Source organism: Arthrobacter sp. 01T414 (assembly GCF_056398965.1).
In genome coordinates this window covers 522,072-545,160 of sequence record NZ_JBFTQK010000001.1, presented here as the reverse complement: position 1 = coordinate 545,160, position 23,089 = coordinate 522,072, and the positions used below count along the sequence as shown (strand labels likewise).

Annotated in this window: 19 protein-coding genes; 6 read left to right on the top strand and 13 right to left on the bottom strand. The window is 68.5% G+C overall.

Going from position 1 to position 23,089, the window contains the following annotated elements; all coding sequences use genetic code 11:
• Positions 1 to 3: 3 nt before the first annotated feature.
• The 6 genes from AC1DK9_RS02525 to AC1DK9_RS02500 form a co-directional block, all read right to left on the bottom strand.
• A complete protein-coding gene (locus AC1DK9_RS02525; protein ID WP_476914914.1) occupies positions 4 to 957 on the bottom strand; it encodes a GTP pyrophosphokinase in 954 nt (317 codons plus the stop codon).
• 168 nt (positions 958 to 1,125) lie between these two features.
• Positions 1,126 to 2,565 carry a sulfate adenylyltransferase subunit 1 gene (locus tag AC1DK9_RS02520; RefSeq protein WP_476914913.1) on the bottom strand — a complete coding sequence of 480 codons (1,440 nt, stop codon included), beginning with the start codon at positions 2,563 to 2,565 and terminating at the stop codon, positions 1,126 to 1,128.
• Positions 2,565 to 3,494 (bottom strand): sulfate adenylyltransferase subunit CysD, encoded by a 930-nt coding sequence (cysD, locus tag AC1DK9_RS02515; RefSeq protein WP_476914912.1) that lies wholly within the window; start codon positions 3,492 to 3,494, stop codon positions 2,565 to 2,567. The genes AC1DK9_RS02520 and cysD overlap by 1 nt, the downstream gene beginning before the upstream one ends.
• A 194-nt stretch (positions 3,495 to 3,688) precedes the next feature.
• The gene (locus tag AC1DK9_RS02510) at positions 3,689 to 4,423 is read right to left on the bottom strand and encodes a phosphoadenylyl-sulfate reductase (protein ID WP_476914911.1); all 735 of its coding nucleotides are present in this window, start codon (positions 4,421 to 4,423) and stop codon (positions 3,689 to 3,691) included.
• On the bottom strand, positions 4,420 to 6,165 hold the full coding sequence (locus AC1DK9_RS02505; protein ID WP_476914910.1) for a nitrite/sulfite reductase: 1,746 nt from the start codon (positions 6,163 to 6,165) through the stop codon (positions 4,420 to 4,422). The genes AC1DK9_RS02510 and AC1DK9_RS02505 overlap by 4 nt, the downstream gene beginning before the upstream one ends.
• Before the next feature lie 74 nt (positions 6,166 to 6,239).
• Positions 6,240 to 6,977 carry a sirohydrochlorin chelatase gene (locus AC1DK9_RS02500; RefSeq protein WP_476914909.1) on the bottom strand — a complete coding sequence of 246 codons (738 nt, stop codon included), beginning with the start codon at positions 6,975 to 6,977 and terminating at the stop codon, positions 6,240 to 6,242.
• 60 nt (positions 6,978 to 7,037) lie between these two features.
• On the opposite strand from AC1DK9_RS02500, the gene AC1DK9_RS02495 reads away from it, so the two are divergent.
• Together AC1DK9_RS02495 and AC1DK9_RS02490 are read left to right on the top strand one after the other, a co-directional pair.
• Entirely contained in the window at positions 7,038 to 7,709 is a 672-nt protein-coding gene (locus AC1DK9_RS02495; RefSeq protein ID WP_476914908.1) for a trimeric intracellular cation channel family protein, read from the top strand.
• Between the two features lie 13 nt (positions 7,710 to 7,722).
• On the top strand, positions 7,723 to 8,151 hold the full coding sequence (locus AC1DK9_RS02490) for a hypothetical protein (RefSeq protein WP_476914907.1): 429 nt from the start codon (positions 7,723 to 7,725) through the stop codon (positions 8,149 to 8,151).
• Between the two features lie 122 nt (positions 8,152 to 8,273).
• Here the strand turns inward: AC1DK9_RS02490 and AC1DK9_RS02485 are convergent, their stop codons facing one another.
• The 4 genes from AC1DK9_RS02485 to AC1DK9_RS02470 all read right to left on the bottom strand — a co-directional run bounded on the left by AC1DK9_RS02485 (position 8,274) and on the right by AC1DK9_RS02470 (position 12,731).
• A complete protein-coding gene (locus AC1DK9_RS02485; RefSeq protein ID WP_476914906.1) occupies positions 8,274 to 9,095 on the bottom strand; it encodes an endonuclease domain-containing protein in 822 nt (273 codons plus the stop codon).
• A gap of 394 nt (positions 9,096 to 9,489) precedes the next feature.
• The gene (locus tag AC1DK9_RS02480) at positions 9,490 to 10,590 is read right to left on the bottom strand and encodes a polyprenyl synthetase family protein (RefSeq protein ID WP_476914905.1); all 1,101 of its coding nucleotides are present in this window, start codon (positions 10,588 to 10,590) and stop codon (positions 9,490 to 9,492) included.
• Positions 10,587 to 11,927, bottom strand: a complete 1,341-nt coding sequence (locus AC1DK9_RS02475) for a geranylgeranyl reductase family protein (protein ID WP_476914904.1) — start codon at positions 11,925 to 11,927, stop codon at positions 10,587 to 10,589. The genes AC1DK9_RS02480 and AC1DK9_RS02475 overlap by 4 nt, the downstream gene beginning before the upstream one ends.
• 12 nt (positions 11,928 to 11,939) lie before the next feature.
• A complete protein-coding gene (locus AC1DK9_RS02470; RefSeq protein ID WP_476862484.1) occupies positions 11,940 to 12,731 on the bottom strand; it encodes a demethylmenaquinone methyltransferase in 792 nt (263 codons plus the stop codon).
• Positions 12,732 to 12,818: 87 nt separating this feature from the next.
• Between AC1DK9_RS02470 and AC1DK9_RS02465 the strand changes: the two genes are divergently transcribed.
• The 4 genes from AC1DK9_RS02465 (at position 12,819) to AC1DK9_RS02450 (ending at position 17,100) form a co-directional block, all read left to right on the top strand.
• Positions 12,819 to 14,138, top strand: coding sequence for an isochorismate synthase (locus AC1DK9_RS02465; protein WP_476862485.1), 1,320 nt, complete (start codon positions 12,819 to 12,821; stop codon positions 14,136 to 14,138).
• A gap of 240 nt (positions 14,139 to 14,378) precedes the next feature.
• Positions 14,379 to 15,332: an ABC transporter substrate-binding protein gene (locus AC1DK9_RS02460; RefSeq protein WP_476862486.1), complete on the top strand. Its 954-nt coding sequence runs from the start codon at positions 14,379 to 14,381 to the stop codon at positions 15,330 to 15,332.
• A 35-nt stretch (positions 15,333 to 15,367) separates the two neighbouring features.
• Positions 15,368 to 16,327: an amino acid ABC transporter permease gene (locus AC1DK9_RS02455; RefSeq protein WP_476914903.1), complete on the top strand. Its 960-nt coding sequence runs from the start codon at positions 15,368 to 15,370 to the stop codon at positions 16,325 to 16,327.
• Complete coding sequence (locus AC1DK9_RS02450) at positions 16,324 to 17,100, top strand: amino acid ABC transporter ATP-binding protein (protein ID WP_476862488.1); 777 nt, start codon at positions 16,324 to 16,326, stop codon at positions 17,098 to 17,100. The genes AC1DK9_RS02455 and AC1DK9_RS02450 overlap by 4 nt, the downstream gene beginning before the upstream one ends.
• A gap of 79 nt (positions 17,101 to 17,179) precedes the next feature.
• On the opposite strand, the gene menD is transcribed toward AC1DK9_RS02450, so the two are convergent.
• The 3 genes from menD to AC1DK9_RS02435 form a co-directional block, all read right to left on the bottom strand.
• Positions 17,180 to 18,841 carry a 2-succinyl-5-enolpyruvyl-6-hydroxy-3-cyclohexene-1-carboxylic-acid synthase gene (menD, locus tag AC1DK9_RS02445; protein ID WP_476915233.1) on the bottom strand — a complete coding sequence of 554 codons (1,662 nt, stop codon included), beginning with the start codon at positions 18,839 to 18,841 and terminating at the stop codon, positions 17,180 to 17,182.
• Between the two features lie 62 nt (positions 18,842 to 18,903).
• Positions 18,904 to 20,691 (bottom strand): arginine--tRNA ligase, encoded by a 1,788-nt coding sequence (argS, locus tag AC1DK9_RS02440; RefSeq protein WP_476914902.1) that lies wholly within the window; start codon positions 20,689 to 20,691, stop codon positions 18,904 to 18,906.
• Positions 20,692 to 20,975: 284 nt separating this feature from the next.
• Positions 20,976 to 23,069, bottom strand: coding sequence for a PhoX family protein (locus AC1DK9_RS02435; protein ID WP_476914901.1), 2,094 nt, complete (start codon positions 23,067 to 23,069; stop codon positions 20,976 to 20,978).
• Positions 23,070 to 23,089: the final 20 nt, after the last annotated feature.

Sequence of the window (23,089 nt, the reverse complement as noted above, 5' to 3'; positions counted from 1 at the left end):
GGTTCAGTCCTGCATCCGCTCCAGCCGGAAGGTCAGCTTCGCCTCCCGTTTGGGATCGCCGCCCAGGGACTTGGTCCGTGCGATGTAGTCCATGCCCCAGGTTTTCAGCAGGAAGTCGTCGGCAATCCGCACATGGCCAGCGGGGAATTTGTAGTCCATTCGCTTCGCCACACCGGACCAGTCGGCGGCACCGAACAACTGCTCGGCGTCGGCCACTGTCCGCACGCCGTTGCTTGCCAGTACGTCGCCCAGCCAGCCGTACTGCCGGGCCTGGCTCCGGGGGTGCTCGGGCAGCAGGCGGGCCAGCATGTCGTGCAGGATCTCCCCGGTCAACTCGGTCGCAGGGTTCGCGGCGAACTCGGCCGTGCTTTCGGCCTGGCGGCGTTTGACGATGTCGTTGATCGCCGAAAACTGGGCGTCGGCGAGTTCGATCAAGGTCGACGCCATGGTGAACGCCCGGTCCACTTCCGCGTTGGCCTCGGCGAGCCCCTTGTACCGGATGTCATGCTCAAAGGCGGCCCATGCGTGCTGCAGCACCGTCCGGATCTGGACTTCGAAGCGGTCCCCGACGAACGGGTGGCAGCCCACGGGAACGTTCCCGGCAGGGACTTCGAGGATGAGGTGCCGGCCGGCATAGCCGATCTGGCCGTTCCGCCGCTGCGAGCTGGTCTTGTCGTCGTCCTCGCGGCAGTTGAACTGCCCCTTCAGGGCCGTAGCGACGTCCGCAATGTCCGGTTCCAGGAACATGATGATCCGGACGCCAATGAGGTCGTCCAGCTGTTCAAGGCCGCGTTCGTACTTGAATCTGCCGTCGGTGGTCAGACGGCCCAGTTTCTCCTTGACCGAGTCGGAGTCCTTGACCCGGGCCTGCACGGTGTGGTGGTTGAGGCCGTCGTCGCGGAGCCGGGCGCGGATGGCGTTCCCGATCGCCTCGGAGGCCGCATTCAGCCGGGGCAACAGGGCACCGTATTGCTCCAGGGACCCGGCTACAACGGAATCATGATCTTCCAACGGGTCCCCCTCGGATCCTCGCGCAGCGCCTCTCAACAGCAGGGTATCCAAGGCCGCCGGTTTCAGCTATCGCGAGGCGGAAAGCCGTAACGCGGCGGCCCGGATCAGCCAGCCTCAGATCGAGTAGCGCTCGTCCTCGTGGTCGCCGGGGTGGTCCCTGACGAGCCCGGCGGCGAGGGTGTTGCCGTCCTGCGGATCGATCAGCAGGACCGCACCGGTCCTCCGGTGGTGCAGGTAGTTCTCCAGCGGCAGCGGGGCCGCGAGCCGCAGCTGGGCATGGCCGATGTCGTTGAGCCCAAGCGTGGACGCGCCTTCGAGCTGGAAGGTGGCCAGGTCCAGTTTGCCGCTGACGTTGCGGACCAGCGCCTGGACGGTGCTGGTGCCATGCTTCACCAGGACCTTCGCGCCCTCGCGGAGGGGTTTGGGCGAGAGCCAGCACAGCGCCGCATAGAGGTCGGCGGTGGACTCCGGTATTTTGCCACCGGCGGGCCCCGCCGCTGCGATCGTGTCGCCGCGGGCCACGTCGACCTCGTCCGCAAGCCGCAGCGCAACCGACTGCGGCGCCACGGCTTCGGCCAGTTCACGGCCGGCAAAGTCGATCCCGATGACGGTGGTGGTGCGGGGTGCCTGTCCCGGAGTCAGGATGCTGACCTTGTCCCCCAGCCGCACCGTGCCCTCGGTGATCTGCCCGGCGTAGGCGCGGTAGTCACGGTAATTCTCGACGTCGAGTCCGCCTGCGACGGCGTCGGGCGCCAGCGCACCCTGCGGGCGGATGACCAGCTGGACCGGGAAGCGGAAACTCTCCAGGTGGCTCTCGAGTTCGTCGGCGGCCGGCAGCGTCTCCAGGACCTCCAACAGCGCCGGGCCCTGGTACCAGGGCGTGCGGCTGGAGCGGTCCACGACGTTGTCGCCGTCGAGCGCCGAGACCGGGATTACCAGCAGGTCACTGATGCCATCCGAACCCAGCCCGAGCTCGCGCCCCACCTGCTGGACGTCGGCCTCGATGGCGCGGAACACGTCCTCGCTGAAGTCCACGAGGTCGATCTTGTTCACCGCGACGATCACGTGCGCCACCCGCAGCAACTGCAGCACGGACAGGTGCCGGCGGGTCTGCTCCAGGACACCCTTGCGGGCGTCGATCAGCACGACGACGGCGTCCGCGGTGGACGCGCCGGTGACGGTGTTCTTGGTGTACTGCACGTGGCCGGGGCAGTCCGCGAGGATAAAGCTGCGCCGGTCCGTGGCGAAGTAGCGGTAGGCGACGTCAATGGTGATGCCCTGCTCCCGCTCGGCACGCAGCCCGTCGGTCAGCAGGGCGAGGTCGATCCGCTGTTTCCCGTTGGGGTCCGTGGCTCCGGATCCGCCGAAGCCACGGTCCGCGGAGGTGCGGGCGACGGCGTCGAGCTGGTCGGCGAGGATCGCCTTCGAATCGTGCAGGAGCCGGCCCACCAGGGTGGACTTGCCGTCGTCGACGGAGCCTGCGGTGGCGAAGCGGAACAGCGTGGCGGGCAGCGCGTCCAGCCCGGCGTCGGGGAGGAAAGTGTCCGTGCTCATTAGAAATAGCCGTCCTTCTTGCGGTCTTCCATGGCGGCCTCGGAGATGCGGTCATCGGCCCGGGTGGCGCCACGTTCGGTGATGGTGGAGGCGGCGACCTCGACCACGACGTCGCGCACGGTGGCGGCCGCCGATTCGACGGCGCCGGTGCAGGACATGTCGCCGACGGTCCGGTAACGGACGGTCTTGGTGATGACCTGCTCGTCCTCGCGGGGCTGCGAGACCTCGCCAACCGCGCGCCACATGCCGTCGCGGGCGAAGACCTCCCGCTCGTGGGCGTAGTACAGGCCGGGCAGCTCAATGTTCTCGCGCTCGATGTAGCGCCACACGTCCAGCTCGGTCCAGTTGCTGATGGGGAAGGCCCGGACGTGCTGGCCCACGGTGTGCCGGCCGTTGTAGAGGTTCCACAGTTCGGGGCGCTGGTTCCGCGGGTCCCACTGGCCGAATTCATCGCGCAGGCTCAGGATGCGCTCCTTGGCCCGCGCCTTGTCCTCGTCCCGGCGGCCGCCGCCGAAGACGGCGTCGAACTTGTTGCGCTGGATCGCGTCCAGCAGCGGGACGGTCTGCAGCGGGTTCCGGGTTCCGTCCGCGCGCTCGGCCAGCTCACCGGAATCGATGARCTCCTGCACGCTGCCGACGACGAGCCGGAGCCCCAGCCGTTCCACGGTCCGGTCCCGGAACTCGATCACCTCGGGAAAGTTGTGCCCGGTATCCACATGCAGCACCGGGAACGGCACCTTCCCGGGCCAGAACGCCTTGGTGGCCAAGTGCAGCATCACCACAGAATCCTTGCCGCCGGAGAACAGCAGCGCCGGCTTCTCAAACTCGGCAACAACTTCGCGGATGATATGGATCGCTTCCGATTCCAGAGTGTCCAGGGCTGAGAGGCGGGCCGCGCGAGTAGCCCCAGAACTAAGGTGACTCGACAAGAGAGCCGCAGCGGCAGATGCCGCCCCGCTCAGGCGACCCGACCGCGGAGCCGCAGCGGCAGATGCCGCCCCGGGAGTGGCATCGGGCCTGTCGGAGCGGGACGCGATGCTGCTTGCAGCATCGCCGTCCCGCGCAGGGGCGGGGGCGGCATCTGCCGCGGAGGCGGAAGTAACCGTCGTCGTGCTCAAAGTGCTCATACGTGTAGTCCGCATTCTGTCTTGTCGGTTCCTGCCCAGCGTCCGGCGCGGGGGTCGTCGCCGGGCGCCACCTTGCGAGTGCAGGGCTGGCAGCCAATGGACGGGTAGCCCTGTGAAAGCAGCGGGTTGACGGGGAGGAGGTGGTCCCCGGAGTACTGGACCAGCTGGTCGAAGGTCCAGGCAGCGACCGGGTTCACCTTCACCAAGCCGTTGGCTTCGTCCCAGCTGACCAGCGGGGTGTTGGTGCGGGTGGGGGCCTCGTCGCGGCGGACACCGGTGAACCACAGCTCGTAGCCGGCGAGGGTGCGGCGCAGCGGGGCCACCTTGCGCAGCGCGCAGCACTGGGCGGCGTCGCGGGCGAAGAGGTCCTTGCCCAGCAGCCGGTCCTGCTGCTCCACGGTGTTCTCCGGCAGCACGTTGACGACGTTGACGCGCAGCTTCGCGGCCACCTCGTCGCGCGTCGCGTAGGTTTCCGGGAAGTGGTAACCGGTCTCAAGGAACAGCACATCGACGCCGGGAAGCTGGTCCGCGACGAGCGCAGGCAGCACGGCATCGGCCATGGAGCAGGCGACGGCGACGGCGGGGAGTTCGAAGTTGCGCGCCGCCCAGCCGATCACCTCGCGGGCCGGGGCGTCCCAGCCGAGCTCGGCGGCGCCGGCGTCGGCGAGAGCCCGGAGTTCGTCGTGGGAGCGGAGTGCCACGGGCTGCATTCCCAGTGCGTGCTTGCTCACTGAAGGTCACCCTCTTCCGCGGCGAAGGCCCACTCGGCGAAGGTCTGGTCTTCGGCGCGGTTGGCGACGAATTTCCGGACCACCCGCTCCACATAGTCCGGCAGCTCCCCGGCCGTGACCTTGAGGCCGCGGACGGTGCGTCCCAGCCCAGCTTCCTCGCGGCTGTCGGACGCCAGTCCGCCGCCCAGGTGGACCTGGAAACCCGGGGTGGGGTCGCCGTCGGGCGTGGGAAGCATCATGCCCTTGAGGCCGATGTCCGCGGTCTGGATCCGGGCGCAGGAGTTGGGGCAGCCGTTGATGTGCAGCGACAGCGCCTGCGGGAGCTGCCGGGTCTCGACGAGGTCGGCGAGGCGGCGTTCGAGCTCGGCAACGGCGGTGGCGGCCGTGACCTTGGTTTCCACGATCGCGAGCTTGCAGAACTCGATCCCGGTGCAGGCGATGGTGCCGCGGCGGAACACGGACGGCCGCGCGGAGAGGCCCAGGGCGTCGAGCTCGGCCACGATGGGTTCCACCTCGTCCGCAGGCACGTCCAGGACCACGAGCTTCTGGTGCGGCGTGGTGCGCAGTCGCTGCGAGCCGCGGGCCTCGAGGGTGTCCGCGAGCTGGACAAGCTGGCTGCCGGAGAGCCGGCCGGCCAGCGGGGTGGCGCCGATGAAGAACCTGCCGTCCTTTTGTTCGTGCACGCCGATGTGGTCACCGGGCGTGGCCGGTTTCGGGGCGGCCGGGCCGTCGCTGAGCTTGTAGCCGAGGTATTCGTCCTCGAGGACCTGGCGGAACTTCTCCGGCCCCCAGTCGGCCAGCAGGAACTTCAGCCGGGCCTTGGTGCGCATCCGCCGGTAGCCGTAGTCGCGGAAGATGCTGGTGACGCCGAGCCAGACGTCGGCGGCCTGCTCCGGCCGGACGAAGGCGCCGAGCCGTTTGCCGAGCATCGGGTTGGTGGAGAGGGCGCCGCCCACCCAGAGGTCGTAGCCGGGGCCGAGTTCGGGGTGGACCAGGCCCACCAGGGCGACGTCGTTGATCTCATGGACCACGTCTTGGCTGGGGTGGCCGGTGATGGCGGTCTTGAATTTGCGCGGCAGGTTGGCCAGTTCCGGATCGCCGATGAACCGCTCGGCGAGTTCCTGGATCAGCGGCGTGGGGTCGATGATCTCGTCCTTGGCGATGCCGGCCACCGGGGAGCCGAGGATCACGCGGGGCACGTCGCCGCAGGCCTCGGTGGTGGACAGTCCCACGGCTTCGAGGCGGCGCCAGATTTCAGGGACGTCCTCGACGCGGATCCAGTGCAGCTGGATGTTCTGCCGGTCGGTGAGGTCGGCGGAGCCGCGGGCGAAGTCCACGGAGATCCGGCCGATGACGCGCAGCTGTTCGGTGGTGAGGGCTCCGCCGTCGATCCTGACGCGGAGCATGAAGTATTTGTCTTCGAGTTCGTGCGGCTCCAGGGTGGCGGTCTTGCCGCCGTCGATCCCTGGCTTGCGCTGGGTGTAGAGGCCCCACCAGCGGAAGCGGCCGTGCAGGTCCGTGCCGTCGATCGAGTCGAAGCCGTGCTTGGCGTAGACCGACTCGATACGCTCGCGGACGTTCAGGCCGTTGTCTTCCTGTTTCCAGGTTTCGTTGGCGTTCAGCGGCTCGGTACCGTCTACCTTCCACTGCCCGTGCGGCTTGGCGGCGGGGCGGGAGGGTCGTTTGGCGCGGCCTTTGGCAGCCTGGTCCGGGGACGCTCCGGCTAGAGCTGTATCAGTCATGGATCGACTGTAGGGGTGGCCGGAATGGCGCCACAAAGGGTCAGAAACGCGGGGTCACCTTGGGCAATATTTCGTCATGAAGCGCCGCGGGCAACTGCCTCGTCGTACCGCGCGAGTGCGATCTCGGCGAGGACCGGGGAGGGCAGCAGCGGCGCGGTGACCAGGTCCGCGCCGGCCTTGGCGAGCTGGTCGTGGAAGAAGCCCGGGGCCAGCAGATAGGAGGCGATGACCACGCGGCCGCCCAGGTCCACCGCCCCGGCCGAGAGCCCTGCGCCGGCGCCTCCCGCGGCTTCCTCGCGGAGCATGGCCACGGCCTCGGGCACCGACGGGGTCGCCGAGGCGCCGTAGGCTGCCACGATCCGGTTGGAACGGAGCGCGCGCAGCTGGCCCGCGAGCTCCTCCACGTTTTCCGCGGCGGTGGCGTCGGAGGACCCTGCGGCGGCGAGGATTACGGCGTCGTTGTCGGTCACGCCGGCCTCTCGGAGCCGCTGGTCCAGCAGGGCAGCGAGGCGCGGGTCCGGTCCCAGCGGCGCCGCGGCGAGGGTGCCGGGCCGGCTGGCCACGGCCCGGGCGATGTCCACCTTCACGTGGTACCCGACGCTGAGCAGCAGCGGCACGACGACGGCGGCCTCCCCCGCCGGGAGCCCCGCCACCACAGCCGGCAGATCCGGGTCCTGAACATCGACGTAGGCTTCGCGGACGTCGAGCCCGGGACGCAGCGCGGCGATCCCGGCCCGCAGGGCATTGACTTCCGCGGCCCCCTGTGGGCTGGAGGTGCCGTGGGCGCAGGCGATCAGGATGGGGCTATTCATAGGCGTTAGCGTAACCTTGGAGCCGCCCTATCCGCCCCCTGCAACCGACCGGGACGCCCCATGACTTTCTCCTTCAGCCTCGTTATGGTCTGGCTGGACCTCGCCGGCGTCTTCTTCTTCGCGGTCTCCGGCTCGCTGCTCGCGGCGCGGAAGCAGTTCGACATTGTGGGGTCCCTGCTGCTGGCCTCGGTGGTGAGCCTGGGCGGCGGCGTCATCCGCGACATCATCATCCACTCGGGACCACCGGCGGCCTTCACCAACCCGGCGTACCTCGTTCCACCGCTGCTCGCCACGGTGCTGGTGTATTTCCTCTTCTCGAGTGTCCAGCGCTTCACCTCGCTGCTAGTCCTCTTCGACGCCGGCGGCCTCGCCCTGTTCTGCATCACGGGCAGCCTGAAGGCCCTCGCCGCCGGGATGCATCCGGTGGCGGCGGTTCTTCTGGGCGTCACGACGGCGGTGGGCGGCGGCCTGCTGCGGGACATCACCGCCAATGAGGTGCCGCAGCTCTTCAACCCCAAGGACATCTACGCCCTGCCCGCGTTCGCGGGGGCAACGTTGACGGTGGTGCTGTCCGTCACCGGGGTGTTCACGGCATTGACGGCCAGCGCCGTGGCGGCCATAGTTTTCGCGTTCCGCGTCACCGCCTGGCGGCGCCATTGGTACGCGCCGCTGGCGGTCCGCGGCTGGCACCGGCGGGGCGCGGACGCGGCCGAAACCGGCCCCTCGGATTAGCTAGGATAAGAGCATGACTGACATGTTCCTCGAGAAGTTCCGTGCGCTTGTTCCGAAGTATCTCGAAGACGAATGGCAGGAAGAGGACGGGTTGCCGGCGGAGGAGCTGGATGCAGCCCTGGCCGAGCATCAATTCCAGGTCCCGCTGGTCCTGCGGGAGTTCTATCTGGCCCTTGGCGGCTGCGAGGACCTCATGGAGGCCTACCACTACTTCTGGGACCCCGAGGAGCTTGAGGTCGACGACGAAGGCTTCCTGATGTTCCTCGAGGACGAGGAAGAGCAGTTCACGTGGGGCTTCCGCGTGGGCGACCTCGGCATCCCGGACCCGATCGTGTACCGCCGCAACAACGCCCGCGGCCAGTGGAAGAGCGAGGAAGGCACGTTCTCCGAATTCGTCTTCGACATGTTCGAGTGGGCCTTCAACGACGAGGACGAAGACTAGGCACCCGTTGCCGGGGTGGGCCTTCGTGGCTGCGGGGTTTCCCCAGGTTTGAGCCGGACTGCCGGCGTGTTGTGCAGAACCGCCGGTCCATCCCGGGCCAGGCTGCCCAAACATGGGGAGATTCAGCGGACGACCCTGCCCCGCAGCACCTGCCAGACCTCCGCGACGATCTTCTCCGGGTTGAAAACGACGTCCTGGTAGCCATAGCGCAGCACCGCGTACCCGGTCAGGGTGCTGGCGTTGTTCCGTCGGCGGTCTTTCTTTACCTGCGCGGGCTCCAAGTGTGTGCCGCCGTCGATCTCCACGATGAGGAACCCCTCCAGCAGGAAATCCACGATCCCGATGCCGGGTAGGTCCACCTGGGTCTGCGTGAAGATCCCCTCACTTCGGAACAAGATCCTGGCTACCACCTCGATCGCGGATCCTGCCGAACCGTCCACCAGGTCCAGCACCGCCCGGGCTGAGCCGTTGCGGTTGCCCGGAAGACGCCGCCGAAGGTAGTCGAGCGTGGTGCGTCCCTGCAGCAGCGCGCTTTCCACCATGACGGCGGATTCCACGGGCGGCCGGCATCGGAGGGCGTGCAGCAGCGTATCCGTCAGCCCCGCCACGGGCCTCGGGAATTCGGGCGGGACCAGGCTCCCGCGGTGGATGATCACACCCGACGCCGAACCGTGGCGGCACAGGAGGTGCAGCCGCTCCGGTTCGTGGAGTCTCCAAAGCCTGTGGTGGCCAGCCGCCGAGACACAGGTGAGCACCCCGTTGTTCAAAACCGCGGCCACCAGGTCCGGCGCCGCGCCCGGCAACGCAACGACACCGTGCCGCAGCCGCATGAGCTCCCCCGAGGCAAGCGAGTTGAGGATGCCCCGTTCCCGGAATCCTGCCTGAAGCAACGTTCCGGTCCGCGCAACGGAGCCGGCAAATTTCATGTACGTCGTGACATCCACGCCTCAAGTGGACCCGCCCGCGCCCATTGCACGGCGGCCTTCCGGGTCCTATGTGGACAAGTCCGGGGCGGATTCTCCCCGGGTTCGGAGGTGCCCGACGGCGGGTCGGCACGACTCGCCGGTCGTCCGACGCCCCCGGCGACGATAAGCGGGGAAAGTCCGCCGCCCACCAACCGCAAAACCCGTGACAATCAATTTACAGATCCACTAGACAATGTGACACACCTGTCATATTGTTGTTCATGGGTTCACCAAATGCCTCCGGTGGATCTGATGCGAACGGAGAAATGGCCCCGGTTCCGCACAACGGACGACTCGTAACGTTGTGAGGAACCGGGGCCATTCCGTTTAAGTCCAGGCACCGGGACGAGGCGGCAGGTTCCGCCGGCGGACCCTAGCTGCTGCGGTCCACCACGGCGTGCGCGAAGCTGGTCAGCGAATCCTTGACCACGCCTTCGGGCAGCGGCGCCAGGGCGGCAATGGCCTCGTCGGCCCAGGCGCGGGCCACGGTCCACGATTCGGCGGTGACGGGGTGTTCGCGCAGGCCGGCGACGGCGGCGGCGAGGGCTTCATCGGAGCTCAGGTCGCCGTCGATGAGCTGCAACAGCTCGACGGCGGAGTGGTCGCCGTCGTCCGCTGCCTTGCGCAACAGCAGCACCGGCAGCGTGGGCACGCCTTCGCGCAGGTCGGTGCCGGGCGACTTGCCGGACTTGACCTTGACGCCCGTGACGTCGATGACGTCGTCGGCGAGCTGGAAGGCGACGCCCACCTTCTCGCCGTATTCGACCAGCAGCGACTCATAAGCCGGGTCGGCGTTGGCGAAGATGGCGCCGAGCTGGCCGGAAGCTGCCACCAGGGAGCCGGTTTTGTCCGCGATGACGGAGAGGTAGTGCGCCACCGGGTCCTCGTCCGGCCGCGGGCCGACGGTCTCGTGCAGCTGGCCCAGGCAGAGCCGTTCGAAGGTGCGGGCCTGGATGCCGAGCGCGCGGGAACCGAGCTCGGAGACCAGGATCGAGGCGCGGGCGAAGATGAGGTCACCGGTCAGAACTGCTACGGAGTTGCCCCAGACCTCGTGTGCGGTGGGGGCGCCGCGTCGGAACGGGGCCGAGTCCATCACGTCGTCGTGGTACAGCGTGGCCAGGTGCGTCAGTTCAACGACGACGGCGGCCTGCACGACGGCCGGAAGTGAGGCGTCGCCGAGGTGTGCGCAGAGCAGGGTCAGCAGCGGCCGGATGCGCTTGCCGCCGGCCTCCACGAGGTGGCGGGAGGTCGCGTCCGCCAGCGGATCCGAGTTGGCGATGGCCTCGCGCAGCTTCTTTTCCACGCGCGCGAGGTTGGTGGTGATGGCCGGGCCGAGTTCCGGGTCGCCGGCAATCGCGGCGAAGCCCGCCGGCAGTTGCAGGCCGGTGGCGATGGCGGTGGTGTTGAGACTGGGTTCGGCGCTCGGCAGGCCGTGTCCGGCGTGCGTCCAGCTTTGGTCTGCAGAGTTGGTCACGGGTTAACCCTAACTTTTTGTTGCGGAATCCGCGGATTTGAGTCTGTAACGGGCCGGTTGTTGGATGTCGCCGGGACTAGGGCCTCGAGGACGCGGATCATCCGGTCCTCGGTCCCCTTGGCTGAAGGGTCGGTCAGGTTCGCCAGCAGCCGGACGACGAACTTCATCAGCACGGGGATGGGCATGCCCGTCCGCAGGGCCAGTTTCATCACGGCCGGCTTGCCGATCAGCGCCGCGAAGGCCCGGCCCAGCGTGAAGTGCGAACCCCACTGGTCCCGCACATAGTCCGCATAGCCGGCCAGGTGGGCATCGGCGTCGGCCCCGCTCCAGGCGGCCGAGGCCGAACGCGCCGCGGTGTCGATGATGAACTCGGCGGCGAAGCGCGCGGATTCCATGGCGTAGGAGATGCCCTCGCCGTTGAACGGGGAAACCATCCCCCCGGCGTCGCCGAGCAGGAGCACGCCCGGTGAGTAGTGCGGGGTGCGGTTGAAGCCCATCGGCAGCGCTGCGCCACGGATCTCGCCAACCTGGTTTTCCGGCGCGAAGCCCCACTCGGCGGGCATCCCGGCGGTCCATTCGCGCAGGACCTGTTTGTAGTCGAGCTTGCCGAACTCCTTGGAGGAGTTCAGGATGCCCAGGCCCACATTCGAGGTGCCGTCGCCGACGCCGAACACCCAGCCATAGCCGGGCAGCAGCCTGCCGTCCTTACCGGGGAGCTCCAGCCAGCCTTCCATCCAGTCGTCGTCGTGCCGCGGGCTGGTGAAGTAGGTGCGCACGGCCACACCCAGCGGCCGGTCGTCGCGCTTCTGGATGCCGAGCGACACGGCGGTGCGGGTGGAGTTCCCGTCGGCGGCGAGGACGACGTCGGCGTCGAAGTCCCGCGTTTCGCCGGTCTTGCGGCCGGTGTCGTCCAGCAGCGCGGCCCGGACGCCGGTGACGCGGCCGTCCTCGGAGCGGAGCGCCTCGGTGACGCTGTGGCGTTCCAGGACGACGGCGCCCGCGGACTGGGCATGCCGGGCCAGTTCCTCGTCGAAGCCGAGGCGGGTGCGGATCAGGCCGTACTGCGGGAAGTCGGAGACCTCGGGCCAGGGCAGTTCAATGGTGCGGCCCCCGGCGATGAGCCGCAGGCCCTTGTTCCGCCGCCACCCCTCGGATTCCGGGTGCGGCAGGCCGAGCTTCTGGATCTCGCGGACCGCGCGCGGGGTGAGTCCGTCGCCGCAGACCTTTTCACGCGGAAAGCTCGTCTTCTCCAGGACCGTGACATCGAGGCCGGCCTGGGCAAGGTAGAACGCGGCGGTGGATCCTGCCGGACCAGCCCCGACGATCAGTACTTTCACGGCAGCTGTCAGCTAACGTTCGGGCCGGGTGATGTTGCGGCGCAGCTTGGCCACGGGTCCGGTGTGGTTTGCCAGCGCCTTCGCACCCGCGGCCGGGTCGGTTCCGGGGCCGGCAGGCTTCTGGGCGCGGTGGACGGCAACAATTCCGCCGCTGAGGTTGCGGTACGTCACGGACTCCCAGCCGGCTTCCTGCAGCCAGGCGGCAAGGTGGTCCTGGTCCGGCCAGGCGCGGATGGACTCGGCGAGGTAGACGTAGGCGTCCGGGTTGGAGGAGACCTTGACGGCGATCGCGGGCAGCGCGCGCATCAGGTACTCGGTGTACATGGTGCGCCAGAGCGGCACCACGGGCTGGGAGAACTCGGCGATGACCAGCCGGCCGCCGGGCTTGGTGACCCGGAGCATCTCGGCGAGGGCCTTCTTCGGCTCGTTGACGTTGCGCAGGCCGAAGGAGATCGTGCTGGCGTCGAAGCTGTTGTCCGCGAAGGGCAGGCGGGTGGCATCCCCGGCGATGAAATCGATGTCCGGGCGGCGGCGCTTGCCGACCTTGAGCATGCCGAGGGAGAAGTCGCAGGCGATGACGTCGATGCCGGCGTCGGCATAGGGCTCGCTGGACGTGCCGGTCCCGGCGGCCAGGTCCAGCACGCGCTGGCCGGCCTTCACATCCATGGCCTCGACCACGATCCGGCGCCAGCGGCGCGTCTGTCCCATCGACAGGACGTCATTGACGACGTCGTATTTGGGGGCGACGTCGTCAAACATCGTGGCCACTTCGTCCGGACGCTTATCCAAGGATGCTCGGTTCACCCCGTTATTGTCTCAAATCTTCGACGCACCCCCTAACCACCGGCCCGGCCGGGGCGCGGCGCGCGGCGGGAGTAGTGTTGTCTCATCATGACGAGCGCGCCCCTTAGCAGAATTATCAGGACTCTGACAGTCCCCCTCGATGCAGATTCATTCCCCGGGGGGCTGCCATCGTTTCTGGTCCGTGACGACGTGCTCTGCTGGACGCGGCGGGAGGCCGGGCTGGTCGGTTTCGGCGAGGTGGCAAGGTTCACCGCCACCGGCCCCGAACGGTTCCTCGAGGCGGACATCTGGTGGCGGCACCTGGTGCTGGAAGCGGAGATCGACGACGCCGTCGGCGGCCCGGGCACGGGACCGGTGGCCTTTGGCTCCTTCGCCTTCTCCAAGGTTTCAGAGCACTCCTCCCGGCTGATCGTCCCCGAAATCGTGGTGGGCCTGCGCGACGGCAACGCCTGGCTCACCCAGCTCACGTTCGACGACGGCGAGCTCACCGAGGCGGGCGCCCGCGCCGCCCTGCGCCGCTGGCTGGACGCGCCCGGTGCACCGGCACGGCCGTCCGCGCGGGAAGCCAAACTGAGCACCGGCTCGCTCAGCGAGGCGGAGTGGATGGCGGCAGTCGCTGAGGGCGTCGCCGAGATCCGCACCGGGGCGCTGGAAAAGCTCGTATTGGCCCGCGACATTGTCGCCACCCTCCCCGACGGCGTGAACGCCGCCGAAATCCTCCGCCAGCTCGCCGTCCGGTACCGCGAGTGCTGGACCTACGGCGTCGACGGGCTGGTGGGCTCCACCCCGGAAATGCTGATCCAGGTGGAGGGCCGCACGGCGCAGGCCCGCGTCCTGGCCGGCACCCTGGACCGCCGCGACGCCGAGGGAATGGCCGGCTCGCCGCTGGAGTTCGCCGAGCGCGTACTGGCCGGCTCCGAGAAGCAGCGGCATGAGCATGACATCGCCATCGCATCCCTCACCACCCAGCTGGCGCCCTTCTCCGAGGCCATGAACGCCCACAGCGAGCCGTTCATCCTGGAACTGCCGAACGTCTGGCACCTGGCCTCCGACGTCAAAGCCGAACTGACCGAGGTGGAGGGGCACGTCCCCACCTGCCTGGCGCTGATCAACGCCCTGCACCCCACGGCGGCGGTCTGCGGCACCCCCACCACCGTGGCCGGCGCCCTCATCCGCAAGCTCGAGCACCTGGACCGCGGCCCGTACGCGGGGCCGGTCGGCTGGCTCGACGCCGCCGGCAACGGTGAGTGGGGCATCGCCCTGCGCGGGGCGGTCATCGAGGGCCCGGACAACGTCCGGCTCTACGCCGGCTGCGGCGTCGTCGAGGGTTCCGTGCCCGAGGCCGAACTGGCGGAAACCTGGGCCAAGTTCCGCCCCATGCTGGAATCCCTCGGGATCAGCAGCTAACTCCCGGTCACGACCGGCTGACTCCCCGGCTAACGACAGGCTTTGCAGGCGTCTGTGGCGTCTGTGGCGCGTCCGCCAAATCCGGGATTACAGACAAGCACCCCGCCGGTAACCTTGCATTTCGACGCCCTTTAGTTATCCAATAGTGAAACTAAGTTTTCTGTGACGTACATCTCTTGTTCGGCGATACACTATAAACCGACTTAGTTTTCGCATCCCCTGCAACAAAAGGTAAGAAAAATGCAGATCTCCCGTTCGCTCCTGAGCGGCCCTAAGCTCACGGCCGCTACCGTCCTTGCCATCGGCGCCCTCGCCCTCTCGGGCTGCACCAACGCCTCCGAGACGGGTACCGGCGGCGCGCCCGCGCCTTCCGGCGCCGCGTCCGCGAGCTTCGACCCCGCGACGGTGCAGAAGGACGACTCCCTGGCGGCCATGGTCCCGGCGGCCATCAAGTCCAAGGGAACCCTGACTGTCGGCTCGGACACCAGCTACGCCCCGGCTGAGTCCCTCGGCACCGACGGCCAGACCCCGGTGGGCTACGACGTCGACATCGCCAAGGCGATCGGTGCGACCCTCGGGCTGAAGGTCCAGGTCCAGACAGCGGAATTCACCGGCATCCTCCCGGCGCTTGGCCCGAAGTACGACCTCGGCATCTCCTCCTTCACCATCAACAAAGAGCGCCTGGGTGCAGTCAACCTGGTCAGCTACTACCAGGCCGGCACCGCGTGGGCAGTCCAGAAGGGCAACCCGAAGAAGGTCTCCCTCGATGACCTGTGCGGTAAGTCCGTCGGCGTGCAGACCGGCACCATCCAGGAGGATCCGGACGTCTCGGGCCGCAACAAGAAGTGCACGGCCGCCGGCAAAAAGCCGATCGACGTCGTAACGCTCAAGAACCAGACCGACATCACCACCCGCCTGGTCAACGGAAGCATCGACGCCATGGCGGCGGATTCCCCGATCACCGGTTACGCCATCACCCAGACCAACGGTCAGTTGGAAAAGCTGGGCGACGTCTACGATGCCGCACCCCAGGGCATCGCCGTGGCCAAGTCCGACACCGCGCTGGCCGAGCTGATCCAGAAGACCATGACCAAGCTGATGGCTGACGGCTCCTACAAGAAGATTCTTGAGAGCTGGGGCGCCGCTGACGGTGCCATCAGCAAGTCCGAGGTCAACCCGGCGGCCGGCTCTTGAGTCTGCCCGACACCGACCACTCGTCAAGCGCAGCGATGAAATCCCAGCAGGACAGCACCGCACCGGTCCTGAATAAGGCCGTCCCGGTGCGGCACCCCGGCCGCTGGATCAGCGCCGTGATCATCGGCGGCGCCCTGCTGCTTCTGGTGCAGAGCGCCTTCACGAACCCCAACTTCCGCTGGGACGTCGTCGCAACCTACATCCTGGACGTGAAAGTGGTCCAAGGCGTTGGCTGGACCCTGCTCCTGACGGTCACGTCCATGGTCCTGGCCATTGTCCTGGCCATCCTGCTGGCTGTCATGCGGCAGTCGGACAACCCGGTCCTGCGCTACACCGCCTGGCTCTGGGTCTGGTTCTTCCGCGGCACCCCGGTGTACACCCAGCTGCTGTTCTGGGGGCTCGTAACAGTGCTCTACCCGGCCATCACGCTGGGCATCCCGTTCGGGCCGGAGCTGTTCAGGTATGCGTTGTCGGATCCCAGCAAGGGGCTGATCCCGGCAATCCTCGGCCTCGGCCTGAACGAGTCAGCCTACCTGGCAGAGATCTTCCGGGCCGGCCTGAAGTCCGTGGACAAGGGCCAGACGGAGGCGGCCGAGGCACTCGGAATGTCCAAGGGCAAAATCATGTGGCGGATCATCCTGCCACAGGCCATGCGGATTATCGTGCCTCCCACAGGCAACGAAACCATCGGCATGCTCAAGACCACCTCACTGGTCCTGGCTGTGCCGTTCACCCTGGACCTGACCTTCGCCACCAACGCCCTAGCAAACCGGATCTACCTCCCCATCCCGCTCTTGATCGTGGCCGCTTTCTGGTACCTGCTGGTCACTAGCATCCTGATGGTCGGCCAGCACTACGTCGAGGCGTACTACGGCAAGGGCGTGGACAACCTGGCTCCGGCAACGGTAAACCCCGGCGCTGTCAAGGCCGCTGGCGGCGGCGCCGATGTCAAGCGCTCGATTGAGACGGACTTCCCCGAGGAGAGTGCACGATGACGATCACCGCAGAAAAGCCGCTGGTCAAGATCGAAGGCCTGCACAAGTTCTACGGCCAGCACCACGTGCTGCGCGGCATCGACCTGACGGTCAACCAGGGCGAAGTCTCCGTCGTGATCGGACCGTCCGGGTCCGGCAAATCAACCATGCTGCGCTGCGTCAACTTGCTGGAAACCATTAGCGCCGGCCGGATCTCCGTGGGCGGCGACCTGATCGGCTACCGAGAGGTCAATGGCCGGTTGCACGACTTGAAGACCAAGGAAATCGCTGCCCAGCGCCGCGAAATCGGCATGGTCTTCCAGCGCTTCAACCTGTTCCCGCACAAGACCGCGCTGCAGAACATCATGGAAGCACCGGTCCAGGTCAAGGGCCAGTCGAAGGAAGCTGCCCGGAAGCGGGCATACGAGCTGCTGGAGCGGGTGGGTCTCGCGGACCGGGCCGGCCACTACCCCTCGCAGTTGTCCGGCGGACAGCAGCAGCGGGTGGCGATCGCGCGCGCCCTGGCCATGGAGCCCGAACTGATGCTCTTCGACGAGCCCACCTCTGCCTTGGATCCGGAGCTGGTGGGCGACGTCCTGAACGTCATGAAGGACCTTGCGAAATCCGGCATGACCATGATCGTGGTGACCCACGAAATTGGTTTCGCCCGCGAGGTCGGCGACCGGCTGACGTTCATGGACGGCGGCGTCGTCGTCGAATCAGGCGACCCGCGCGAGGTGCTGTCCAACCCGCAGCACGCCCGCACCAAGGAGTTCCTGAGCCGGGTGCTGTAGCCGGGTTCAATTCCTGCGCCGATTTTGGACAGCCGCTACGTGGTCCCACGTAGCGGCTGTCCTTCTTCGTGGCGGCAAACTACGCGCCCAGGACCCCGGTTACCGCGGCGTTCACGGCCGTACGGATGCGCCCATGCAGCTCGCGGAGGCCGCGGCGATCGGTGCGCACTTCAATGATGCTGCGGCCCGCCACGGGCTCGGCCAGCACCGCGGCGAGGTCAGCCGTCGTGGTCACCGCGCGATGTGCGACGCCGTACGCGGCGGCGAGGGCGGCAATGTCCACCGTGTGCGGGGTGCCGAAGAGGCGCTCGACGGCGGTGCCGTAGCGGCCCGACTGCTCGACGGCGCCGTGCTCAAGGAGCCCGAAGATGGCCCCGCCGGCGTCGTTCAGGACCACGATCCGCAGGTCCGGCACGGTCTCCCCCGCGCCCAGCAGCAGGCCGCCGGCGTCGTGCAGGAAGGTCACATCGCCCAGCAGCACGGTGGTTTCCTGCCGGCCGCCGGCCGCGATGCCGGTGGCTGTCGCGAGGGTGCCGTCGATCCCGGCGAGGCCTCGGTTGGCGAAGACGGTGGCCTGTGGCTCCTGCTGTGGAGCTCCGGCAAGGTCGACGTCGCGGATCCCGTTGGAGGAACCCAGGACGAGCTGACCGCGGACGTGTTCCCAGACCAGTGCGCCGACGGCGGGACCGGTTGCGGCGGATCCGGCAAGCACCAGGTCCAGGGCGTGCTGCGCGGCGGCGCCGGCCAGCAGCCACGCGTCGAGCCAGGCGGCCGGGCCCCGGCCGGCGAAGTCGGCCAAGTCCGCGAGGGTCTCCAGCGGCAGTTCCGTGCGGCGGCCGGGCTCGTACCAGGCCACCGGAACCGGCTGGTAGAGCGCGGACGGGACATCGGCGCGGGCCAGCAGGGCGGACACCGGCCGGGACAGCGTCGGGCGGCCGAACAGCACCACGCGTTCGATCGGCTGGCTGGATTCCGGGCCGAAGTGCTCCAGCAGCAGCCGGTAAGGCCCCACCGCGTTCGGGCCGAACCTGGCGTTGGAGGAGGGCTCGGCGAGCAGCGGCAGGCCGTGCGCGCGGGCGAATGCCTCGGCGACCGGGCCGGCGTCGTGCCCGGCCAGGACCACGGTGCGCCGCTCCGGCAGCGCCGCGGACGCTGCCGGGAAGTCCAGGGCGAGGGGATGCCGCGCGGCCTGGTAAACCCGGCGGCCGGAGGCTTCGCCCAGTCCGTCGCCGGGCGCCGGGATGAGAGGGTCGCGGAACGCGAGGTTGAGCTGCACCGGCCCGGGAGGGATGTCCGCGAAGGCGCCGGTGGCAGCGCTCAGGGCGGTCTCGACGGCGCGGAGCGGGTTGTCGCCCGCAGGCACGTCGGCGGCGAAGCGGACATGCTCGCCGAAGAGGTCCGGCTGCACGGTGGTCTGGTTGGCCCCGGTGCCGCGGAGCTCCTCGGGCCGGTCGGCCGAGAGGACCACGAGCGGCACGGCCGCATGATTGGCCTCCATCACGGCCGGCATCAGGTTCCCGACGGCGGTGCCCGAGGTGGTCAGCACGGCCGCGGGAGCGCCGGTGGCCAGGGCCAGACCCAGCGCGGTGAACCCGGCGTCGCGTTCGTCGATCCGGACCAGCAACTCCACCCGGCCGGCGGCGTCGGCCTCGGCAAGGGCGTAGGCCATCGGCGCCGAACGGGACCCCGGCGCCACCACGACGTAGCGCACGCCGGAGCCGATCAAGGCCGCGACGGCCATCCGTGCGGCCTCAACGGCGCCAAGGCCGCCGTGGGCAGGAACGTCCGGGTCCCCGGCCGGGCTCACATGTTCTCCGGCGTCTCGATGCCCAGCAGGTCCAGGCCGCTGGAGAGGCGCCGCAGGACCAGCCCGCACAGGGCCAGCCGCGATTCCCGGACCGTCTCATCGGCCTTGAGCACGGGGCACTGGTCGTAGAAGGAAGTGAACAGCTGCGCGAGCTCGAACAGGTAGGCGCACAGCCGGTGCGGTTCGAGCAGCTCGCCGACTTTCTGCAGCGTGGCGTCGTATTCGAGCAGGTGCAGGGCCAGCGCGCGTTCGGCGGGCTCGACGACGGCGACGGTCGCCGCGGGGGCTGGCGCGGGCGCGCTGGTGGTGGCGCCGGTTCCGGTGGTGGCGCTTGCGCCGCTGCCCGCCAGATGCTGCTCCAGCACCCCCGCCTTTCGCAGGATTGAGCGGATCCGGGCGGCGGCGTACTGGACATACGGGCCGGTGTTGCCGGTCAGCGCGAGCATCCGGTCGAAGTCGAAGACGTACTCGGTGTCATGGCCGGTGGAGAGGTCCGCGTACTTGACGGCGCCGATGCCCACCTGCCGGGCCGTGACCGCCCGCTCGGCCTCGCTGAGTTCGGGACGGCTGGCGTCAATGACGGCGCGGGCCCGGTCCACGGCCTCCTGCAGCAGCGCCATCAGCTTGACCGGGTTGCCGGCGCGGGACTTGAGGATCTTGCCGTCCTCGCCGAGCACATTGCCGATCTGGACGTGGGTGGCCTCGACCGTGTCAGGCAGCCAGCCGGCGTCGCGGGCCGTCGCCATCACCATGCGCAGGTGCACATTCTGCGGGGCGCCCACGACGTACAGCACCCGGTCCGCCTCGAGTTCGCGGACCCGGTAGCGGATGGTCGCGAGGTCGGTGGTGCCGTAGCCGTAGCCGCCGTCGGACTTCCGGATGATCAGCGGCAAGGGGTCGCCGTCGCGTCCGGTGAAGCCGGCGGGGAAGGTGCAGAGCGCGCCCTCGCTGATCCGGGCGATGCCGCGCTCTTCGAGTTCCTGGCACAGCTGTGCCAGATGCGCGTCGTAGGAGCTCTCGCCGGCGATGTGGTCGTCGGTGAGGCTGATGCCGAGCATCGCGTAGATCGCGTTGAAGTAGCGCTTCGACTGCGCCACGAGCCGCTGCCAGACGGCGAATGTTTCCGGGTCCCCGCCCTGCAGGGCCACCACGCGGAGCCGGGCGCGGGTGGCGAAGCCGTCCGGGTCCGCGGCCGAGGCGTCGAACTTCGCCCGCGCGGCCTGGTAGAACGCGCTCGGGTCATCGACCAGCAGGGCGGCCTCGGGTGAGTCCTCCCCCACCTCGAGCCAGTGTTCGATCAGCATGCCGAACGGGGTGCCCCAGTCGCCGATGTGGTTCTGCCGGATCACGGTGTGGCCGAGCGCCTCGAGCACGCGCACGATGCTGTCCCCCACCACGGTGGTACGCAGGTGCCCGACGTGCATTTCCTTGGCCACGTTCGGGGAGGAATAGTCGACGACGACGCGGTGCAGCGGCGTCGGCCGCTCGCTTCCGCCGGCGGGCACCGGAGCGTTGAGCAGTTCCTCAATCCAGGTGCCGTCGAAGGTGAGGTTGATGAAGCCGGGGCCGGAGATCTCCACGAGGCTGCAGACCCCGTCGAGGTCCAGGGCCTCCACGATCCGGGCGGCGGCGTCGCGCGGCGGCAGGCCGACCTTCCTGGCGAGGGCCATCGCGGCGTTGATCTGGATGTCCGCGAATTGGGAGGGCCGGATCACCGGATCCGTCTCGCGGAACTCCTCGCCGAACGCGTGGGCAATAGCTGCCTGGACTCTGGGGACAACCAATTCGGCCGGATTATTCACACTGTTCAAATTATCAGTTCCGCACACCCCCGGACGCTCCCTCACATCCGGCAGAACAAACGCAAACGCTCCCTCACATCCGGCCACCCCACCCCCAACGCTCCCTCACATCCGGCCACCGAAGAGCCAGACGTGAGGGAGCGTCACCCAAAAACCCGCCAGACGTGAGGGAGCGTCACCCAAAAACCCGCCAAACGTGAGGGAGCGTCACCCCGGAACCCGCCGGATCTGAGGGGGCGTCGGGAGAGAGGGAGGGAGGGGGTGCGTCAGGCGTCGGTGCGGAAGACCTGGACCACGGACGGCCGCGGAACGCGGGCCTGGCCGGCCTTCGGCGCAGCGCCGGCGGCGACGTAGTCCGGGAAGGCCGAGTGCTGGGCCTCGAACGAGCCCTCCTCACCGGGGTGCTGCACGGCGACGAAGACGTGCCGTTCCTCGTCGTGGACGATAGGGCCGCAGGTCTCGGCGTCGCGCGGCACGGCAAGGAACTGCTCCACGCGGCCTCGCTCCGGTCCGGCCAGCGTGACCTTGAAGAGCCCGTCGGCGTACCCGGTGGTCGAGGGCGCGCCGTCGGTGGAGATCCACAGGTTGCCCACCGAGTCGAAGGCCAGGTTGTCCGGGCAGGAGATCGGCGAGACCTGGCTGGCCGGGAAGCCGGCGAAGTACGCGGAGGTGTTCTTGGCCGGATCGCCGCAGACCATCAGCAGGTTCCAGTTGAACTTCGTGGAGGTCTGGTCCCCGGTCTCGGTGATTTCCACGATGTGCCCGTCACGGTTCAGCGTGCGCGGGTTGACCTCGATGGCGCCCTCCTTGCCGGTCTTGCCGCGGTCCGTGTTGTTGGTGCAGGCCACGTAGACCTTGCCGGTGTGCAGGCTCGGCTGGACGTCCTCGCAGCGGTCCATCTTGGTGGGGCCGACCTTGTCCGCGGCGAGGCGGGTGTAGACCAGGACTTCCTCGACCGACATGCCGGGCACCATGGACTTGCCGCTCACCACCAGCGGGAGCCATTCGCCGGCCCCGTCGAAGGCGCCGTCGGACGGCAGCTTTCCGGAGCCGTCGATCTCGGCCGCCGGGGAGTCGCCGCTGAACTTGGCCACGAAGAGGTCTCCCGCGGAGAGCAGCGACATGTTGTGCCGGCGGTCGGCCGCCGTCGTCCCGGGCCGGTACTTGTCCTTGGAAACGAACTTGTAGAGGTAGTCGAAGCGCTCGTCGTCCCCCATGTAGGCGACGACGTGCCCGGAGGCGGCCACGATGACGTTGGCGCCCTCGTGCTTGAAACGGCCCATCGCGGAGTGCTTCTTCGGCGTCGACGTCGGATCCTGCGGGTCCACTTCTACGATCCAGCCGAACCGGTTGCTCTCGTTGGCATAACCCGGGTTGCGGGTATCGAAGCGGGGGTCGTCGAGCTCCCACTGGCGGGCCGTGGGTTTACTGGTGAGGCCGTAGCGCTTGTCCTCGGCGGACGTTCCGGCGGACACGAAGTAGCCGTTGAAGTTCTCCTCGCCGGAGAGGATGGTGCCCCAGGGGGTGGTGCCGCCGGAGCAGTTGCCCAGGGTGCCCTTGATGGTCCGTCCGGCCGGGTCGGCAATGGTGCTGACCAGGGCGGAGCCGGCGGCTGGGCCGGTGAGTTCGTAGCTGGTGTCGCTCAGGAAGCGGCGGTTCAGCGGCGCGCCCTTGACGTAGCGCCAGGGCTGGTTCTTGTTCTTGCGCTCCAGCTCGACGACGGTGAGACCGTGGGCGGCGCGGCCGATGGCCCGGGTCTCCGCGGCGTCGAAGCCGGCCGGGAGCATGATGTTCTCGTTGGTGTACTCGTGGTTGGTGAAGAGCACGGCACGGCGGCCCTTGGCGTCGAGCGGCAGGATGTCCGTGTAGTCATTGTTGTAGCCGAACTGCCGGGCCTGTGCCGCGGCGCTCTGGCGGTCCACGTCGAAGGCGGGCGAGTCGTTGAAAAGCGGGTCGCCCCAGCGGATGATCGGCTGCCAGCTGAAGCCGGCCGGGACGGTGAACGCGTCGACGGCGGCGTCGACCGGGGCAATGGCGGTGAACTGCAGCTTTGACTTTCCGAAGCCCTTCTTCGCTGCGGCGGCCAGGCCGGGGCCGGCGGCGGCGGTTGCCGGTTCCGCGGAGGTGACCGCGTTGCCGAAGACGACGGCGAGCGCGCCGGCGGCGCCGAACCCGAGGGCGGAGCGGCGGGACATCGTTGCGGAGGCGATGTCGCGGAAGTAGTCGTTGGAGCTGCTGTTGCAGACCTCGCCCGAGCAGGCGTTGTCGCACTTGAGCGCGCACGTTACGGGACTGCGCTTGCCTTTGGTGTGGCCCAACATGGGCAGCAGGGCGAACTTGCGTCCGGAGGAGACAGACATGGGTGGGACCTTCCAGGGCA

What these genes read in the sequence shown, in the direction of transcription:
- AC1DK9_RS02520 (WP_476914913.1), bottom strand. Translation starts at nt 2,565, where the DNA reads ATGAGCACGGACACTTTCCTCCCCGACGCCGGGCTGGACGCGCTGCCC.
- AC1DK9_RS02505 (WP_476914910.1), bottom strand. Translation starts at nt 6,165, where the DNA reads ATGACTGATACAGCTCTAGCCGGAGCGTCCCCGGACCAGGCTGCCAAA.
- AC1DK9_RS02500 (WP_476914909.1), bottom strand. Translation starts at nt 6,977, where the DNA reads ATGAATAGCCCCATCCTGATCGCCTGCGCCCACGGCACCTCCAGCCCA.
- AC1DK9_RS02495 (WP_476914908.1), top strand. Translation starts at nt 7,038, where the DNA reads ATGACTTTCTCCTTCAGCCTCGTTATGGTCTGGCTGGACCTCGCCGGC.
- AC1DK9_RS02490 (WP_476914907.1), top strand. Translation starts at nt 7,723, where the DNA reads ATGACTGACATGTTCCTCGAGAAGTTCCGTGCGCTTGTTCCGAAGTAT.
- AC1DK9_RS02465 (WP_476862485.1), top strand. Translation starts at nt 12,819, where the DNA reads ATGACGAGCGCGCCCCTTAGCAGAATTATCAGGACTCTGACAGTCCCC.
- AC1DK9_RS02460 (WP_476862486.1), top strand. Translation starts at nt 14,379, where the DNA reads ATGCAGATCTCCCGTTCGCTCCTGAGCGGCCCTAAGCTCACGGCCGCT.
- AC1DK9_RS02455 (WP_476914903.1), top strand. Translation starts at nt 15,368, where the DNA reads ATGAAATCCCAGCAGGACAGCACCGCACCGGTCCTGAATAAGGCCGTC.
- AC1DK9_RS02450 (WP_476862488.1), top strand. Translation starts at nt 16,324, where the DNA reads ATGACGATCACCGCAGAAAAGCCGCTGGTCAAGATCGAAGGCCTGCAC.
- menD (WP_476915233.1), bottom strand. Translation starts at nt 18,841, where the DNA reads ATGGCCGTCGCGGCCTTGATCGGCTCCGGCGTGCGCTACGTCGTGGTG.
- AC1DK9_RS02435 (WP_476914901.1), bottom strand. Translation starts at nt 23,069, where the DNA reads ATGTCTGTCTCCTCCGGACGCAAGTTCGCCCTGCTGCCCATGTTGGGC.